18 protein-coding genes are annotated in these 15,454 nt (G+C 69.1%); 3 read left to right on the top strand and 15 right to left on the bottom strand.

The window, feature by feature from the left end:
* Positions 1-50: 50 nt before the first annotated feature.
* From GWI24_RS11310 to GWI24_RS46135, 12 genes are all read right to left on the bottom strand, one after another.
* Positions 51-377: a hypothetical protein gene (locus tag GWI24_RS11310; protein ID WP_210945780.1), complete on the bottom strand. Its 327-nt coding sequence runs from the start codon at positions 375-377 to the stop codon at positions 51-53.
* A gap of 37 nt (positions 378-414) precedes the next feature.
* Positions 415-606, bottom strand: coding sequence for a hypothetical protein (locus GWI24_RS11305; RefSeq protein WP_210945779.1), 192 nt, complete (start codon positions 604-606; stop codon positions 415-417).
* 238 nt (positions 607-844) lie between these two features.
* The gene (locus GWI24_RS11300) at positions 845-3,160 is read right to left on the bottom strand and encodes a hypothetical protein (protein WP_210945778.1); all 2,316 of its coding nucleotides are present in this window, start codon (positions 3,158-3,160) and stop codon (positions 845-847) included.
* A 73-nt stretch (positions 3,161-3,233) separates the two neighbouring features.
* A complete protein-coding gene (locus GWI24_RS11295; RefSeq protein WP_210945777.1) occupies positions 3,234-4,934 on the bottom strand; it encodes a hypothetical protein in 1,701 nt (566 codons plus the stop codon).
* A gap of 78 nt (positions 4,935-5,012) precedes the next feature.
* Complete coding sequence (locus tag GWI24_RS11290) at positions 5,013-5,216, bottom strand: hypothetical protein (protein ID WP_210945776.1); 204 nt, start codon at positions 5,214-5,216, stop codon at positions 5,013-5,015.
* A gap of 21 nt (positions 5,217-5,237) precedes the next feature.
* Positions 5,238-6,131, bottom strand: coding sequence for a DUF2637 domain-containing protein (locus GWI24_RS11285; RefSeq protein WP_210945775.1), 894 nt, complete (start codon positions 6,129-6,131; stop codon positions 5,238-5,240).
* An 11-nt stretch (positions 6,132-6,142) separates the two neighbouring features.
* Positions 6,143-6,637, bottom strand: coding sequence for a hypothetical protein (locus tag GWI24_RS11280; RefSeq protein ID WP_210945774.1), 495 nt, complete (start codon positions 6,635-6,637; stop codon positions 6,143-6,145).
* Positions 6,634-7,293 (bottom strand): GGDEF domain-containing protein, encoded by a 660-nt coding sequence (locus GWI24_RS11275; RefSeq protein WP_210945773.1) that lies wholly within the window; start codon positions 7,291-7,293, stop codon positions 6,634-6,636. The genes GWI24_RS11280 and GWI24_RS11275 overlap by 4 nt, the downstream gene beginning before the upstream one ends.
* Positions 7,290-7,607: a hypothetical protein gene (locus tag GWI24_RS11270; RefSeq protein ID WP_210945772.1), complete on the bottom strand. Its 318-nt coding sequence runs from the start codon at positions 7,605-7,607 to the stop codon at positions 7,290-7,292. The genes GWI24_RS11275 and GWI24_RS11270 overlap by 4 nt, the downstream gene beginning before the upstream one ends.
* 91 nt (positions 7,608-7,698) lie before the next feature.
* The gene (locus tag GWI24_RS11265; RefSeq protein ID WP_210945771.1) at positions 7,699-8,061 is read right to left on the bottom strand and encodes a hypothetical protein; all 363 of its coding nucleotides are present in this window, start codon (positions 8,059-8,061) and stop codon (positions 7,699-7,701) included.
* Between the two features lie 98 nt (positions 8,062-8,159).
* Positions 8,160-8,933 (bottom strand): DUF4097 family beta strand repeat-containing protein, encoded by a 774-nt coding sequence (locus tag GWI24_RS11260; RefSeq protein ID WP_210945770.1) that lies wholly within the window; start codon positions 8,931-8,933, stop codon positions 8,160-8,162.
* A gap of 235 nt (positions 8,934-9,168) precedes the next feature.
* Entirely contained in the window at positions 9,169-9,297 is a 129-nt protein-coding gene (locus GWI24_RS46135) for a hypothetical protein (protein ID WP_281789667.1), read from the bottom strand.
* Between the two features lie 614 nt (positions 9,298-9,911).
* Here GWI24_RS46135 and GWI24_RS11255 point away from each other — a divergent pair.
* The gene (locus GWI24_RS11255; protein WP_210945769.1) at positions 9,912-10,298 is read left to right on the top strand and encodes a GntR family transcriptional regulator; all 387 of its coding nucleotides are present in this window, start codon (positions 9,912-9,914) and stop codon (positions 10,296-10,298) included.
* Positions 10,299-10,514: 216 nt separating this feature from the next.
* On the opposite strand, the gene GWI24_RS11250 is transcribed toward GWI24_RS11255, so the two are convergent.
* The gene (locus GWI24_RS11250) at positions 10,515-11,078 is read right to left on the bottom strand and encodes a flavoprotein (protein ID WP_308343613.1); all 564 of its coding nucleotides are present in this window, start codon (positions 11,076-11,078) and stop codon (positions 10,515-10,517) included.
* Entirely contained in the window at positions 11,075-12,310 is a 1,236-nt protein-coding gene (locus tag GWI24_RS11245) for a helix-turn-helix transcriptional regulator (protein ID WP_210945767.1), read from the bottom strand. The genes GWI24_RS11250 and GWI24_RS11245 overlap by 4 nt, the downstream gene beginning before the upstream one ends.
* 461 nt (positions 12,311-12,771) lie before the next feature.
* Between GWI24_RS11245 and GWI24_RS11240 the strand changes: the two genes are divergently transcribed.
* Both GWI24_RS11240 and tcmP read left to right on the top strand, forming a co-directional pair.
* Positions 12,772-13,518, top strand: a complete 747-nt coding sequence (locus GWI24_RS11240) for a DUF5131 family protein (RefSeq protein ID WP_210945766.1) — start codon at positions 12,772-12,774, stop codon at positions 13,516-13,518.
* Between the two features lie 137 nt (positions 13,519-13,655).
* Positions 13,656-14,891 carry a three-Cys-motif partner protein TcmP gene (tcmP, locus tag GWI24_RS11235; RefSeq protein WP_210945765.1) on the top strand — a complete coding sequence of 412 codons (1,236 nt, stop codon included), beginning with the start codon at positions 13,656-13,658 and terminating at the stop codon, positions 14,889-14,891.
* A gap of 103 nt (positions 14,892-14,994) precedes the next feature.
* Here the strand turns inward: tcmP and GWI24_RS11230 are convergent, their stop codons facing one another.
* Positions 14,995-15,378 (bottom strand): GntR family transcriptional regulator, encoded by a 384-nt coding sequence (locus tag GWI24_RS11230; protein WP_210945764.1) that lies wholly within the window; start codon positions 15,376-15,378, stop codon positions 14,995-14,997.
* Positions 15,379-15,454 lie beyond the last annotated feature (76 nt).

The following is a 15,454-nucleotide window of genomic DNA, read 5'->3' as shown; positions in this document are numbered from 1 at the left end:
GGAAGCCGGGGAGGCGGGCTGTCCTTGGTCGGAGGCCGCCTCCCCGGGCGTCAGCTGTTCTTGGAGTGGAAGAGCTTGAGGGTGATGCCGCCGACCCCGATGGGTCCGGCGACGGCCCCGGCGATGGCCGTTGCGGTGTGGGCGGCGACGTCCATCAGCCAGCACAGGGCGGCGGCCAGTCCCCAGCCCCCGGCGACGACCGCGCCAGCGATCGCGAAGGGGATCACGATGCGCTGCCACGGGAAGCCGGTCGGCTCGGTGCCGTTGACGACGATGACGACCGGCTGTCCGGTGGCCTGCGCGCGCTGGTAGACGTCGGCGGGGATGTGCGGGGCGAGGTCGCCGGGGATGTTGGTGTGCGGGTCGGGCTGCTGCATAGCTGCCTCCGAGGCCGATTGGTGCGGGAGGGGCGGGTCAGCCGATGCGGCTTAGCGAGTCCGCGAGGGACTGCAAGGCGTCGTTGATCGTGGGGGCCGCCCCGGTCGAGGCGAGGCAGAAGCCGAACAGCGCGGCGACGATCGCGCCGCCGGTGCCGAGGACGCGGTTGCGGAGCATGAGGGCCAGGACGGCGCCGAGGAGGAGGACGGTGGACAGGGAGACGATCACGGCAGCTCCTTACTGAAAGTGATGAGTGAGGATGCGAGGGTGTGGGAGTCCCACGTGGTCGGGGAAGGTGCGTTGAGGCCACCCCGAAGCGCCTGAGGGGCGGTTTCGGTGGGTGGCCGTGTGGGACTCCCACAGCCCCCACATGCAGGTCACAGGCCCCACACCCCGTGGGACCCCCGCGGAGCGCGTGGGGGCCTTTGTGGGAGGTGTGGGAGGCCTTGCGTGGGAGGGGCGCCGGTTACCGTGCGTCGCGGTAGCGTCGGATGGCCTCGGCGAGGGTCTCGGCGAGGTAGCCGGTGCGCGGCTCGCTCTTGCCGACGCGGACGGTGCCCTTGCCGGGGCGTTCGACGCCGACGGCGCGCAGGATGCGGCCAAGCTCTGTGCCCAGCTCGGTGGCGCCGAGTCCGAGTTGCTCGGCGAGGTCCGCGGTGTGCATGCGCCCGCCCGCAGCCGTCACCGCGTCGTACGCGCGCTGGAGCAGAGGCGGCACGCGGTCGGAGTCGCCATCGGGCTCCGGGCTTTCGGTGCGGTTGTAGGAGAGGTTGAGGCCGCGGGGCCGCTCGCGGTCCGGGCGGGGTGTGCGGTCGGGTTCCTCGGTGGTGCCGTAGGTCTTGTCGATGGCGTCCAGGAGCTTGGCGGCGAGGGCATCGGGGTCTTCCTCGGCCCGCCGCCGGTAGGACAGGTTCAGCGACTTGCGGTGCCGTCCGCTGTCCTCGTCGCCAGTGGCAGAGGGTTCGGGCTTGTCCAGGACGGTCGTCGCCGTTCCGGCCGTGCTCGGTGTCTCGCCCTCTGCGCCCTCGCTCCTGGTGGTTGCGGTGGCCAGCCAGCCCGCCCGCTCCGGGCTCCACCGCTGGTGGTAGTCCGCCCCGGCCGCGTCCGCCGAGATCTTGTCCAGCTCGGGGCGGCGGTCGTTGGTGGCGAGTACCACCCGGCGGACCATGGACGGCAGGGACTTCCAGCCCTTGAACTCGGTGGGGGCGAAGCCGTCGGCGCCGTTGTCGCCGATGATGCCGGCGCCCTTCTCGTTGAGCTGGGCACTGTCGATCTTCACCCTCGGGAACAGCTTGCCGACGTTGTGGCCGGAGTTCTCCCCGGAGGTCAGCGCGGCGGACAGCGGGGAGAACCGCTTGACCTCGGTGTCGCCGATCGTGCTCACGTTGCCGTCCACGGCGGTGAGCACCATCCGGATGCCCATGGCGCGGGTGGTGCGCATGACCTGCTTGGTGAGCTGGGCCAGCTCGCGCTTCTCCGGCTCGCGTCGGTTGTTGGCGTGCGCGAGTGCCTCGGCACCCTCGTCCATGACGATTTCGATCTGCGGCAGCGACGGGCTGATGGGCAGCAGGTTCGTGTCGTGCTGACGCATCAGCTTCTGATACTGCAACTGGCGCGCGTCGTTGATCCGCAGCACCGCCTTGAGCATCCGGATCGCTTCCTTGGCGGTGGAGGCGAGCCAGTCCACTCCGGGCCGGGTGCCGGCGGGCGCCCGGTTGTCTTCCTCGTCCGGCTCAATGAGCCCCTGCGCCTCCAGCCACGGGGTGACCCAGGGGATGCCGACCGCGCCCTTCTTCAGGTCGATGACGAAGGTGAGCACATCCGTGCAGCGGGCGAACCCGGTGAGGATCACGTCCAGGAACGTGGACTTACCCGATCCGGGCGGGCCCAGGAGCAGCGCGCATGCCTCGCGGAGGAAGACGCGGATCTCCTCGCCGTTGGGCCGCAGGCACCAGGGAATGCCGGTCAGGAGGGACAGGGGGCTGTAGTCCTCGGGGTAGGTCTTCTCCTCGCTCATGATGTTCTTGGTCATGACGTCGAGGACGACCAGGCCCTGCGCGGCGCCTTCCTCCACGTGCACGGTGCAGCCGAGCGGCAGGCGGGCGTCGGCGGCCAGAGCGCGGGAGCGGGTATTGATGCGGTCCCAGGTCACCCCGCCGCCGGGCAGCTCGGCCTCGATGGAGAATCCGGCGCCGGTGTCCCAGAACTGCACCGCGATGACCTTCACATCCACGGCGCACACCCGCGCGATGCGCTCCTGCCACTCCTGGGCCAGAGCCTTGCGGCGGGAGTCCATCTCCGCAGCCGCCGCGCGGGCTGCGGCGGTGAACCGCTCTTCCTCGGCGACTTCCTCCCACGCGGCGGTGTGGGAGGCAGCGGCCCAGGTGCCCACCCCGATCGCGGCCAGCGATCCAGCAGCCGCCCACGAGAGGGGCCCATGGGCCATGGCCCAGGTGGTCCAGCTTCCGGCGACCAGCCAGGACGCGGCGCGGGCGACGGCGGTGCGAAGGGTGAGCTTGCGGCGGATGGTGTGGCCGATGCCGCCGACGGCCCCGGCCGCGCCGATCAGCAGCGGCCAGCCCTCGGGCATCCCGGTCGCGGCTCCCAGCAGCGCCGTGGCTGCGGCGCCGGTGGTCGCGGACAGGGCCCCGGTGATCGGGCCATGGCCCCGGGCCCAGTCCAGCGGCGGCAGCGTGCTGTCCGCGGTCTGCTTGTTCTTCGTGCTGTTGAGGTTGAGTTCCTTCGGGGCTCGGCGGTCTCGGGTCGTCGTCTTCGGTGTCACATCCAGCTCCAAGCAGGAAAGGCGCCGGGCCCGCACACCTGGGGTGTGCGGGCCCGGACAGGGACGGTGGGGGTTAGTTGTTGGTGGTGTCCCAGCCCGTCTCGTCTCCGTTGCGGGGGTCCTCGTGCCGCTTGATGTCCTGCTCGTGGACCACACGGAAGGTGTTGAACGCTTCCTCGGCCTCGTCGATGGCCTGCTGGAGGGCCTTGTAGATCTCGTCCAGGGCGGCGCCGACCTCCGGCTCCAGCGGCATCTCGTTGTCCGCCTTCTCTGCGAGGATCGCGAAGGTGTTGGCCACGGACTTCAGCGCGTTGGGGAAGCCCTTGATCGTGTCGTGGACGTGCATCATGCCGTCGGGGTTGTAGCTCTTGGCCGCGGCTTCCATTTCGGAAGCGGTCTCATCGAACAGAAAGCCGGGTCCGGCGGGGGTGGACATGGTGGTGGTACCTCCGGTGCTCGTACCTGTGTGGGCGTGGTGGTTGCGGGGAGCGCGGCGGACCGTCGCCGAAACCGGGCTGTCATCGTCGGCGGCGGCCTGGACGGCGGTCTCGTACTCGGCGCGGATCGCGGCGTCACGGGCCGCTCGTGTTCGATTCGCCGCTGCGGCCAGCCGTGCGTAGACGCTCTGGCCGGGCCACATCAGCCACCGCCAGCCGAGCCGCACGCCGAGCGGGTGGGTGACCATCCCCAACGCGAAGAACGGGATGCTGATTCCGGCGGCCAGCACTTTGCGGCCGTAGCAGCGCAGCGGGGAGAGGGTCAGCCGCCGCCACAGACGCCACCGCGCCCGAGTCCGCTTGCGCAGCTCCCGCATCCCGGCCAGCCGTCGCGTGGTCCGTTCGTCCTTCGCAGCGCGGACGTTGGACCGTAGCCGCCGCTTGGCCTGCCGCGCTCGTTCCCGAGCCGAGAGCTTCCCGGCTCCGGCCTTTCGATCCGCGGCGTCCCTGCGCCCGCGTTTGTCGTGGGGTCCACGGCTGCCAGCCGGATCGGACTTCGGGGTCTTCGACAGGTTCAGCCGCTTCCCGCCGGACGCCGAGCCACCTCGGCCAGGGCCCTTGGTGGCCCGCTTCTCGGCCTTCCGGGCGGCCTTGGCCGCGCGCCGGGCGTCGCTCAGGCTCCGCTGGCCAGCGGTGTCCTGACGGCGCCGATCCGCACGCGTGGGGGCAGCAGCCTGACGTTCTGCGCGGGCCTGCTTGACCGCGCCCAGCGCGCCCTTGGCGCCGTTCGCGTTCCGCCCAGCCTCGGCAGCGCGGCGCTTGGCCGACTGGCCCGCCGCGCGCAGCGACCGCGCCCCGCTCCGGCCCGCGCTGCCCGACCCCGTACGGGAAGCGCCTCCAGCTCGTCCAGCTCCGCCCCGGCCTGCTGAGGAGCCGCGACGAGCGCCGGCGTCGGCGGAAGCCAGGGGTGTACGGCTGGTGCGGGTGCCGGTCTTCTCGCCTCCGGAACGGGCCGCGGCTCGGGCTCCAGCGGTCTGCTGGGCTGCCGACCGGCGGCGCCAGGCTGCGGCACCGGCCGCTGTCGCCGCGATGCCCGCAGCCGCCAGCCCCGTGACGGGGCCGCCGGCGGTGAGGACGGAGGCGGATACTGCGGCGACGGTGCTGTTGGCGCCGATGACCGTCAGCGGAACAGCAGGAAGACCGCCCGGCGTATGCGCCAGCCCGACGCCCGGAGCGTCAGGCGCGGTCGACGGGGTGGGGTTCGGTGCGGGCGGTGCGTCGGGGAAGTCTTCGTCATCGGTCGCGGTCTCGTCGGCGGTCAGGATGGTGTCGGACACTGGTCACACTCCTTTCCGGGAGTGAATGAGGGCGGCCTCGGCCGGGCCTGGACAGCGGGCCGGGGCCGCCCTGGTGCGTCACTTCGAGTCGTCCAGGTACGTCGCGAGAGCCAGGAGCGCGGTCGCCAACTGTGTCTCGGCGGCGAGCGTTGCGGGGTCGTGGCTCTGGTGCGCGATCTGTGCCTGCTGGATGTGGTCGTACGCCTGGGCGGCCAGCTCATCCGGCCGCAGACGCTTCAACTCACGGACGGACGTGCGGCCGGAGAACAGCCGAGCAATCACGGGAAGATCCTTTGTTCTGCCTCAACCGGCAATCGCGGTTGGGAAGTCGGCCAAGTGGGGTTCACGGGCTTTCACTCGGCCGCGGGCGGTACGGGCGGTGGACTCCGAGGCGCCGAGGCCGGCGGCGGCCATCGCCTCCGTCATCCGGGCGGTGTTCGGCTGGGTGAAGTCGCTCCCGTACAGCGCGCGGACCAACTGATCCACCCGGTTCGGGTAGATCACCGGCTCGCACAGGTCGACGGCCGTCGACCGCGCTTCGACGGGGGCCGGGTCCGGCTCGACGGCCGTCGGCCCGCTCTCGACGCCCGGACCCAGCGCCGTGAATTCCGCCGCTGTGACGGCCTCAGGGTGAGCGTCCTCAGCGGGGGCGGCAGGAGTGCGGTCGACGGTCACGGTGACGGGCGTCGACGGTGTCTCGACGCCCGGCGGCGAGGTGGTGACGCCCGTCGTGGCGCGGCGGGCGAGGTAGGCGTGGACCTGCCGCATCAGCGCGCCGAACGCCAGCAGCGCGGCGACCGGAGGAACCGCGGCCACCACGTAGTCCAGCGCGCTGGCGTCCGGTCCGACACCGGCTACGTTCAGCGCGATGGAGCCGCCGTCTCCGGCAGTGACCAGGCCGATTGCCCACCAGTCCACGCGGTGGACGAGCGAGGCGCGCAGGATGAGGAGTTCGCCGATCACGATGAACAGGTCCACGGTCGCGGGCCAGGCCCACGAGCGGGCCACCGCATCCGCCATGCCGTGACGGGCGGCGACCTCCTGCAGATGCTCGTACGACAGCCAGAACGCCGCAGCAGTCAGGATCACGGTCAGCACACCCGCAACTGCCGTGATCGCGCGTTCGACGTTGACGGGCGTCGACGGCGCTTCGACGCCCGTCGATCGCGCGACGTCGTCAGCGACGGCAGGTGTCATCGTGCCCGGAGTCACCTCGCGCCCCCCTCGGTGTCGACGCCGGGGCGGCCCTCATCGTCGGTCGCGTCCCAGCGCTCAACGGCCGCGATCAGCTCGGCGGCCCGGTCCCACTCGCCGAGCACCGGGGGCCCGGCCTTCCCCGACTCGATCACCGCACGGACCGCCGTGACGATCGCCGAGGGCGCGGCGTACCCGTGCACCGGCAGGGGGTCCAGGTCCGCGTTCCGGCCATGGTCGAGCAGCTCGGCCCACTGCCAGGACGGACCGCGCTCGTACTGCTCCTCACGGCCGGTGTGCCACTCCCACAGCAGGATCAGCCCATGCGGCCACTCGTCCTCGTCGAGGCCCGTGATGTCCGGGTCGAGGGTGATCACGGCGTTGAGGTGGCAGTACACGCCGAAGGTCTCGGCCTCCGACGTCCACTCGTCGGCGACCGGGAGCCCGGCCGCGGTGAGCGCGTCGCTCACCGCAGTGATGTACGGGTTCTGAGGCAGGATGCCGGTCATGAGCCCCCCTGAAGAATGTCGTTGGCGGTGCCCCGGCGCCCGTCGCGGCGGCCGTTGACCGTCCGGTACGTGGGGGTGAGGCTGCGGGTGAGGGCCCAGCCGCCGGCGGTCTGCTTGACCTGGTACATGGCCTCATCCGCCACCCGCAGCACCGCCGACAGTTCGGCCGGGCGGCCGGTGGTGTGCTGGTAGGCGCCGATGGAGGCGCCCAGGGGAAGCGGCAGCCCGTCGTAGGTGACCGTGGAGCACAGCCACTGGTGCAGGTGCGTCAGCTCCCCGCGCAGCGTCTCGGTGTCCGAGCAGCGGATCGCGGCGGCGAACTCGTCCCCGCCCAACCGCGCAACGGTTCCCAGCGGCTCGGCCCACTGGGCCAGGCGCCGGCCGGTCTCGCGGATCGCGGCATCACCAGCCGCATGCCCGTAGACGTCGTTGACCTGCTTGAAGCCATCCAGGTCGATGACCAGCACCGCCACCACGCCCCGGGGCGGTTTGCGCAGCATCCGGGCCGCGCTGTGCTCGAACGCGTCACGGCGGGGCAACCCGGTCAGGGTGTCGCGTCCGGCGCGGTCGATCTGTCGGCGCTGCCAGAGCCCGTGGACGGTCCATCCGGCGGCCAGTGGAGCGGCGGCCGACAGGGCAGCGAGGGTGTGACTCATGCTGCTGACCTCCTCAGCGCGGCGCGGTGCCCGTGGGCGGTCGGCTGCGTCAGGGGGATCGTCCTGGTCAGGTTCTTGGCGTAGAGGGCGTCCCAGGCGGCGACCTCGTCGCCTCCGGCGGCGGCCTCGTGCAGCTCGCGCAGGACCTCCCGGGCGACCGCTCGCCGTGCCTGCCGGTCCTTGGCCGACTCGGGGTGCGGGGGGCCGACGAACAGTTCGTGGTCCAGGCCGATGGGGCTGGTCTCGAATCCGAGGGCCAGTTCCTCGAACTCGGAGGCGCTGACGGCCTCCTGATCTCCTATGAAGGTACGCATGACGAAAGCTCCGAAGTCGTCGGGATGGGCAGGGGGAGGCCGGGGCGGCGGGCTGTCGTTGGTCGGAGGCCGCCGCCCTCGGCGGGTGGTGTTATTCGGCGTAGCCGAGCGGGCTGAGCGCGGAGTGCGCCTGGTCGAGCCGTTCGGCCAGCAACTCCGCGTCTCCGGCCGCCCATTTCAGGGACGCCTCGACCGCGTCGACCTCGTCCTCGATGGGGCGCCCCCGGTCGCTCGTGAGATGACCGTCGGCATGCAGGCCGGTGATGAAGGCTTCAATCTGCTCCAGGGCCTGTGGGAGACGCTGCGCGAGTGTCTTGAGGTTGGCGACGGTGCTGTACGCGTCGCCCGGGTACTCCAGGCCGCCGCCCGTTGCTCGGGTGGCGTGGTTGAGCTGGCGGACGGCTTCGGCCGCCGCGTCGGAGAGCTCAACGGCGGCCATGTTCTCGCGGGTCATACCTCGCTCCTCAGTCTCGTGGGATGGGCAGGGGAAGGCCGGGGCGGCGGGCTGTCGTTGGTCGGAGGCCGCCGCCCCGGCGGGTGGTGCGGAAGGGGTCAGCGGGTCAGGACGTCGCCGCTGACGCTGCGGGCCCGGGGGTTGAGGTGCCGGGCGCCGGCGACCTGGACATCGCCGGAGACGGAGGAGGCGGTGATGAAGCCCGTGGCCTCCGGGGTGGCGGTCAGGCGAATGTCGCCGCTGGTGGTCGTGGCGTTGGCGGTGTCGCCCCGATAGGACAGGACCCGCACATCACCGGAGACGCTGCGCGCGAGCAGCTCGCCCGTCACGGTCTCGGCCTCGATGTCGCCGGAGGTGGTGTGGGCTTCCAGGACGTGCGCCGTCATGGCGGTCACGTCGCCGGATACCGAGTGGACCGTGAGGCGAGCGAGCTTGCCCCGGACGGTGGTGTCGGCCGCGGTGGTGACGACCGACAGGCTCGACTGCGCGGGCAGCATGACGATCGCCTCGATCGGCCGGATCGTCGGCATGCTGGTGCCAGCGGTGACGAGCTGCCCGTTGACGAAGGTCAGCCCGGTGACGACATTGCCGAAGCCGATGGTGCCGACGGTCTGGGTGACGCGGGGGCCGCCGCTGCTCATCATCACGGCGCCGGGGATCTCGGGGACCTGGACGGACATCTGCCGCCCGCTGTGCTGGATGGTCGCCCGGCGGACCGCATCGGCACCCGGCCCGGTGGTGTCCTCGGTCCGCAGGATCACGCGGGCCCGCTCCAGCTCGCGGTCCACCGTCACGGTGACCCGGCACAGCGGGAGGGTGAGGTTCAGGACCACGGACCCGGCGCTGTCGGCGTTGAAGACGTGCTCAACCACTCTTCGTCTCTCCCTTAAGGATGAATCGATCAGACAGCCGACAGGGCGGCCGCATCCCCGGTTCACGGAGTACGGTCGCCCTGTCGGCGGGGTACGCGGTCGGTTACTTCTTGCCGCCGTTGAAGACCTGGAAGCCCTGCGGCTTCGGGGTCGGCGGGTTCGACGCGCCGGGGTCGCGGACCGGCAGCGGCGGGGGCGGCGGCTTGGGGTCGTTCCTCGACATCGCTCTGTCCCCTCAGCCGCGCTTGATCTTGGCGCTGGACTCGCTGCGCTGGTTCTGCTCGTGGTTCTTGCGGGCCAGGTCCTCCCGCTCCGCCTCGGTGAGCTGGACGACGGCGCCGGGGATCCGGGTGGGCTGCCTCATCGGGAGCCTCCCGACCGGACGCGCCGCAGGGCCTCGTCCATGTCCGGGTCGCTGTCGCCCGGGTTCGCGGCGAGGACGCCGCGTGCCATGCTGGTGATCACAGGTTCCTCCAACCAGGTGCCTGTACGCGGTCCTCCGGGGGGCAACCCGGGGGACCGCTCTGGTTTTGGCCTCTCGTCACGAGTGGCCACAGCCGCCCGGCATCCGTCGCGGAAGCGCGGTTGTCGGGGACTGTGAGCACTGGTGCTCAGCCCGGGCCATTCGCCCCGGGCAAAGGTTCTGCAGTCTTCAGATCACGCATATGCCGGCACCGCCCCGAGAGGCGGCTCCGGGCAGGTCACCCGGCCCGACATGGGCGGTCGGGGTGGTGACCCGCACCCATCGACCACACGTGTGCATGTGGCTGGGTCGGCACACTGTTCAGTTCTCAAGCAACGGGCGCTTCCTTTCACCCCTGGCAAGGGGCTTCCGGGCGCGGTTGAGCAGGTCAAACAGACGCTCCCGGCCCGGTTTCTCTGGGCCGTGGCGAAGCGATTTCAGATTGACCTAGGTCAATCTTGATGTCAAGCTGGTCTACCGAACTCGGATTGACCTAGGACAGCTACGCTCGTGACATGGACCTAAGCCCTGACGCGCCCAAGCCGACGGCCAAGGAGATCGCCGCGAAGTTCCGCGAGGACATCGCAAACGAGATGTACGGCCCGAATGACCGGCTGCCCGCAGCTCGCGCGCTCGCGAAGCAGCTCGGCGTCCAGCTCATGACCGTGCAGAGCGCTTACGGGCAGCTTCGGACCGAAGGGCTTGTCATCACCCAGCAGGGGCGCGGGACGTTTGTCCGTGACCCTGCTGTGCCCCTGGGTACCGAATCGGGCAGCAGCCCGGCGTTCACCGCGTTGGCTTCGGAACTCAGTACGATTCACGAGACGCTCCGGGAGCTTGGTGACCGGCTCGATCGCCTGGAGAGGCTTGTCGAAAGCAATGAGAGGCCGCCCGCTGAGTGAGCTTGTCGGCACGGCTCAGCAGGGTCTCCGCCTGGGCACGAGCCTGATGCAAGCTCGCTTTAATCAAGGCGAACTCAGCGGGGGACATCCCCAGTTCAGCGGTGCGACGCTCGTTGCTTCCTGACATGCCAATAAGCATGCGAGCGCCAGCAGAAGAGGACCCGGACAGAGTGTCTGGGTCCTCTTTCTCTGCTGGTCAGCGGGGTTGACGACTTCTCAGGTGACTACCTCTTCAACCGCGTCGAGCACTGCGGTCCAGGGCAGCTCACGGCCAGACGGCGCTTCGCGCGGTTCGTACAGCGGCCAGACGTCAGGTCCGTACACCAGCTTTACCTCTGCAGCACGGAGGGCGTCGAGATGCCCCTGCCATGCCGGATGCCGGGCATGCGCCGCGTTGACGCGAGGGAAGACGACGACGGGCAGGCCACGGGTGCCGATCGCCTCGCTGACTTGCGTGAGGGCCTGGTTGTCGGCGATGCCGGTGGCCAGCTTGGCAACGGTGTTCGCGCTCGCCGGGGCCACCACGTAGCAGTCCACCGCCGGATGTGGCCGCGCCTCACCCGGCAGCCGCGGCGCGTCTCGTACGGGCAGCCCCGTCGCCTTCTCCAGCCGCTCGACTTCGCCAATGGCCCGTAGCCACTCACCCGCCGCGGGTGTCAGCGTCACCGCCACCTGCCAACCGCGCTCGATCGCTGACTTAACCAAGCCGGTGCGCAAGGACTCCACCCCGCCGGCGCCCGTCCCGATGATTCCGAGCACTCCACGTGCTGTCTTGCTCACTGCACCGCCTTGCATCGCTGGGCCATCGCGAACAGCTCGGACGAACGAGCGCCGCCGGTGACCGGGGCCTGTTTGATCAGGTCTCGCAGCGTCTCTCGCACACGAGGATTGTTGCGCACGAGCTGCGGCGATGTGCTCTCAGCGGTCCGCAGCTCGCTGAAGGCGTCGTCTCCCTTGCCCGCCAGCGTGAGCGCACGCGCGAAGTCGATGCGGTGGGACACGCCGCGTTCCGGCGGCATATGGTCCACATCGATGTCTCCGTGCTCCACGACATACGAGACGTTCTCAAGGTCGAGTTCCGCCGAAAGCTTGTGCAGCAGGACGTTCGTCGGCCCGAAGCTCGTCTGCCAGTGGTTCTCGTCCGAGCCGAGCCGATCGGCCAGCGTTTCGGCGCGGCCGAGCAGGTTCGTCGCGGTGGCGCGGTCCTGGTGGCGTGCCGCCGCGATGGCTGCCCGCAGGTGGATCATCCCCAGCAAGCTCAGTGCGGCCGGGTCATCCTCTTCGATGCGGGAGGTGAGCCACATGGCCGTGGTCTCGCCCAGCTCCATGGCGTCGTCGTACCGGCCGTTGGCGAGCAGCGCATGCGTGCCCGAGCGGGCCGCCGACGCTAGAACCAGCGGATCGCCCGACTCGTCAGCCGCCCGCATTGCCCGCTCCGCAGCCAGCCACGAGATATCGGATTCCCCGATCTTCGCCAGCGTGGTCGCGGCGAGATGGTGGGCGCGGGCTGAAACCGCCCAGCAGTCGCGCCGCTCCTCCTGAGAGCGCGCTCCACGGTCCTCTAGCTCCTGGGCGGTCTGGAGAAGGCCGGGGAGTGCGGCCACGACCTTGCCGAGGTGGCCGGCCTGGTAGTCGTTCCACCGTTGCTCGACCACTGGTACGACGGGGCCGGGGACCGGGAGCTGTGATTCGGCTTCCGGCCCGAACAGCAGCCGGGAAAGGCGCCGCGGACTCATGAGCGCGTCCCGAACGGCCGGCACGTCGTCTTGCTGCTTCTCGTCCTCCAGCAAGGCTGGCTGCCCGATCAAATCTCCGAGGGGTACCCGCAGGACGCGCGCGAGTTCACCGAGCTTGTCGATGCGAGGCGGCTTCCGACGACCCCGCTCCACCTTGGCGAGCCAGTCAGTGCTGTGGCCCACCAGTCCGGCCAGAACCTCCTGGGTGTAGCCGCGGCGGTTGCGGTAGAAGGCGATCCGTTCCCCGATGCTGAGGTGATCTCCAAGACCACGCATTGCGTGCTGCCTCCTGGCGTCTAAAGGCTTCCCTCACGGTACCGATCCGCCCAAGGGATCGGACAGGGCGCTCCGTCGGTGTGAGCTCAGCATGAGGGACTCGGCAGACGGGGACCCGGACAGTTCGTCCGGGTCCCCGGGGCGGCCGCCCGCGGGGGCCAATGGCAACCAACGATCGGCTCCGCGCCTATTGAGGAGGGCCACGCAACCGCAGGTCAGCAGCATTACACGTCAACGACTCTCCACATTCCGATCTTCCGTGGCGTTCGCCGACATCGACTGCAGGGGCCTGAACCGCTAGATTCAGAACAGAGATTCGATATTGAGGCTGCGAAAAGAGAACGAAATCGAGCGAATACCGGACTGTGTGCCCCCGCACTCCAACACAGCAGGCATCGTTAGGCAGCACATCACGCCCGCCCCAGTGGTGTGGCCGTGCTTACAGCAGCAGGAGGTACCCGGTGAGTGACCGCAGCGCCATCGAATGGACCGAGGCGACTTGGAACCCGACCACCGGCTGCGACCGCGTCTCGTCCGGCTGCGACAACTGCTACGCCCTGACACTGGCAAAACGTCTTAAGGCGATGGGCGCAGCGAAGTACCAGAACGACGGCGATCCGCGCACCTCCGGGCCGGGCTTCGATGTCTCGCTGCATGCGGACGCGCTAGACGTGCCCTACAGCTGGAAGAGCCCGCGCGTGGTGTTCGTGAACTCCATGTCCGACCTCTTCCACGCCCGAGTGCCGATCGACTTCGTGCGGCAGGTGTTCCAGGTCATGGCCGACACCCCGCAGCACACCTACCAGGTCCTCACCAAGCGCGCCCGGCGCCTGCGGCAGGTCGCCCCGAAGCTGGAGTGGCCGGCGAATTTGTGGATGGGGGTTTCCGTAGAGACGGAGGCGGAGTTGGCTCGCGTCGATGACCTCCGCAATGTGCCCGCAGCAGTGCGGTTCCTCTCTTGTGAGCCGTTGCTCGGACCGCTGCCGAGCCTCAACTTGGACGGCATTCACTGGGTCATCGCCGGCGGTGAATCCGGACCGCGCCACCGCCCACTGGACGAAGCATGGGTCACTGAGATCCGCGATGTGTGCCAGGACGCAGGAGTCGCGTTCTTCTTCAAGCAATGGGGCGGTCGTACACCCAAGGCCGGCGGCCGTGTGCTGGCCGGCCGCACCTGGGACGAGATGCCCCTACCCATCCCCGCTTGAGCCACCCCCTGCCACTCGGGTGCTTCGGCAGGACACGTCCGAAACCAGTAGCAATTTGGGCAATGGTAGTTACTTCAGGGGCAGTTGCACCGCACACTAGGCCGGAGGCTTTCTCCGAGACCCTAGGGGGCGGGATCGTGGGCGAACCTGATGAAGTGTGCGACGACGCAGTACTCGACCTGAGCGGCGAGAGCGTCGGCGAGGAGCACGACAGCAGCAGCCCGTTCTTCGTGAGCAAGAAGGCGGCTGCTGTCCTCAAACACGAGATCCTCAAGCAGTACGTAGTGCCCTTCGCCAGCAAGGTCGGCCGCTACGCGCCAGATGGCCGAGTCGTCTACCTCGACAGCTACGCTGGTCCAGGCCGCTACGAAGACGGCACGCCGGGATCGCCAGCGCTCATCCTCGAATCAGCAGCGCGGGTAGCCGCCTTCCGACAGCTTGACTGCTACTTCGTCGAGCGCGGCCGTAAGAGCTTCCGTTCCCTGTCACAGCTGGTTACCGAGGCCCAGGAGCTCGGGCTAGCCGCCCATGCCCTCCAAGGCCGCGCAGAGAGGCATCTCGATTCTGTACTCAATCGGGCAGAGGGAGCTCCCCTCTTTGCGTTCCTTGACCCCTTTGGACTCGGACTGAGCTTCGACGCCCTCACCCGACAGATCTTTGGTACTCGCAATAGGCGAGGTACCACCGGACGGCTGGCGACCGAAGTCCTCCTGAACTTCAACGCCAACGCCGTTCGGCGCATCGGTGGCCTGTTGACCAGCAAAAAGGACAGTCGGAACAAGCCAGCAACCCTGAGCGCCATGGACACAGCATGCGGGGGTACGTGGTGGCGCGACGTGTACCTCGCCTCGAGCGACAGCCTGGAAGCCGTCGCACGCATTACGAACGGTTTTATAGAGCGTGTACGCACAGCAGTCGGAGCTGGCGCAGCAGCGATCGATGTTCGCAATCGGGCCCACCACCAGGTCGCCTACCACCTCGTGCTCTTCAGCCGCCACAGGGACGGTCTGTGGCTCTTTGGCGAAGCCGCGAGTCTTGCTCAGGTGGAGTGGCGCCGGGCTCAGTTGCCTCCGCCGAACGACGAGATGCTATGGAGCCCCGTCGACACGTTCGACGATGAGGAGATCGAGCGAGCGGCGAAGTGGGTTCGTAAGATCCGCCGCAACATAGAGAACCTTCTACAGGAACGAGAAAGTTTTACGGTGGACGACCACCAGGTAGAGATCATGGCAGGCGTCCTGGGTGAAGCGCGCGAGATGCACATTAGGGCCGCGGTGAAAGAGCTCTACAGAGCAGGCAAGACAAACTGCAACGGTGTTGGCCCCGTGCGCAAACTCCGCATCGACGCAGCTGCGGGCGAGCAGCGTCGATAAACGCGATCATCACCGACCAAGAGAGCCGTGGACTACCCCTGGACGAGCAACACACGTCCCGTCGCCTACACGATCACGACCTGCCGTGTTGCATGAGTCAGAGCTAAATCGACCCAAGGCCAGGAGTCGTGCCAACACGATGAGCTACGTCATCTCTGTGCGAGGCATGACGTGTCCTGGACTCATAGCCCTGCCGTAGCTGCAAGGCTTCGAGTAGCTCGGAGGGGTACGCATCCCCGATTGCCAAGGATGTCGCCGTGATCAGTTCCGTCATGCGCTCGACCAACGGGCGCTGGTCGGCCGTGCCGCTCACCGCGCGGCCGGCCCCTGGCACCGAGTGGATCAGGCCCTCGTCCTGGAGCAGCGTCAAGGCACGCCGGATCGTCGTCCGGGATACGCCGTGATCCCGCATGAGCTGCGCTTCCGAGGGCAGTGCCGCAGCGATACGCCCCTCCCCGATCTCCTTGCGCAGAGCGTCCGCAATCACGAGATACGTACCCCAGCGGAGGTGCCGTCGTCGGGGAACGGACTACGTCAGGCGACCCTCAACAAGAAACCGTCTC

It is taken from the genome of Streptomyces sp. MK37H (genome assembly GCF_018035285.1).
In the GTDB taxonomy this organism is placed as follows: Bacteria; Actinomycetota; Actinomycetes; order Streptomycetales; family Streptomycetaceae; genus Streptomyces; species Streptomyces endocoffeicus.
Note: the sequence above shows the minus strand (reverse complement) of the source record. Positions and strands in the feature narration are given on the sequence as shown.

What these genes read in the sequence shown, in the direction of transcription:
- GWI24_RS11310 (WP_210945780.1), bottom strand. Translation starts at nt 377, where the DNA reads ATGCAGCAGCCCGACCCGCACACCAACATCCCCGGCGACCTCGCCCCG.
- GWI24_RS11285 (WP_210945775.1), bottom strand. Translation starts at nt 6,131, where the DNA reads ATGACACCTGCCGTCGCTGACGACGTCGCGCGATCGACGGGCGTCGAA.
- GWI24_RS11280 (WP_210945774.1), bottom strand. Translation starts at nt 6,637, where the DNA reads ATGACCGGCATCCTGCCTCAGAACCCGTACATCACTGCGGTGAGCGAC.
- GWI24_RS11275 (WP_210945773.1), bottom strand. Translation starts at nt 7,293, where the DNA reads ATGAGTCACACCCTCGCTGCCCTGTCGGCCGCCGCTCCACTGGCCGCC.
- GWI24_RS11270 (WP_210945772.1), bottom strand. Translation starts at nt 7,607, where the DNA reads ATGCGTACCTTCATAGGAGATCAGGAGGCCGTCAGCGCCTCCGAGTTC.
- GWI24_RS11265 (WP_210945771.1), bottom strand. Translation starts at nt 8,061, where the DNA reads ATGACCCGCGAGAACATGGCCGCCGTTGAGCTCTCCGACGCGGCGGCC.
- GWI24_RS46135 (WP_281789667.1), bottom strand. Translation starts at nt 9,297, where the DNA reads ATGAGGCAGCCCACCCGGATCCCCGGCGCCGTCGTCCAGCTCACCGAG.
- GWI24_RS11255 (WP_210945769.1), top strand. Translation starts at nt 9,912, where the DNA reads ATGGACCTAAGCCCTGACGCGCCCAAGCCGACGGCCAAGGAGATCGCC.
- GWI24_RS11245 (WP_210945767.1), bottom strand. Translation starts at nt 12,310, where the DNA reads ATGCGTGGTCTTGGAGATCACCTCAGCATCGGGGAACGGATCGCCTTC.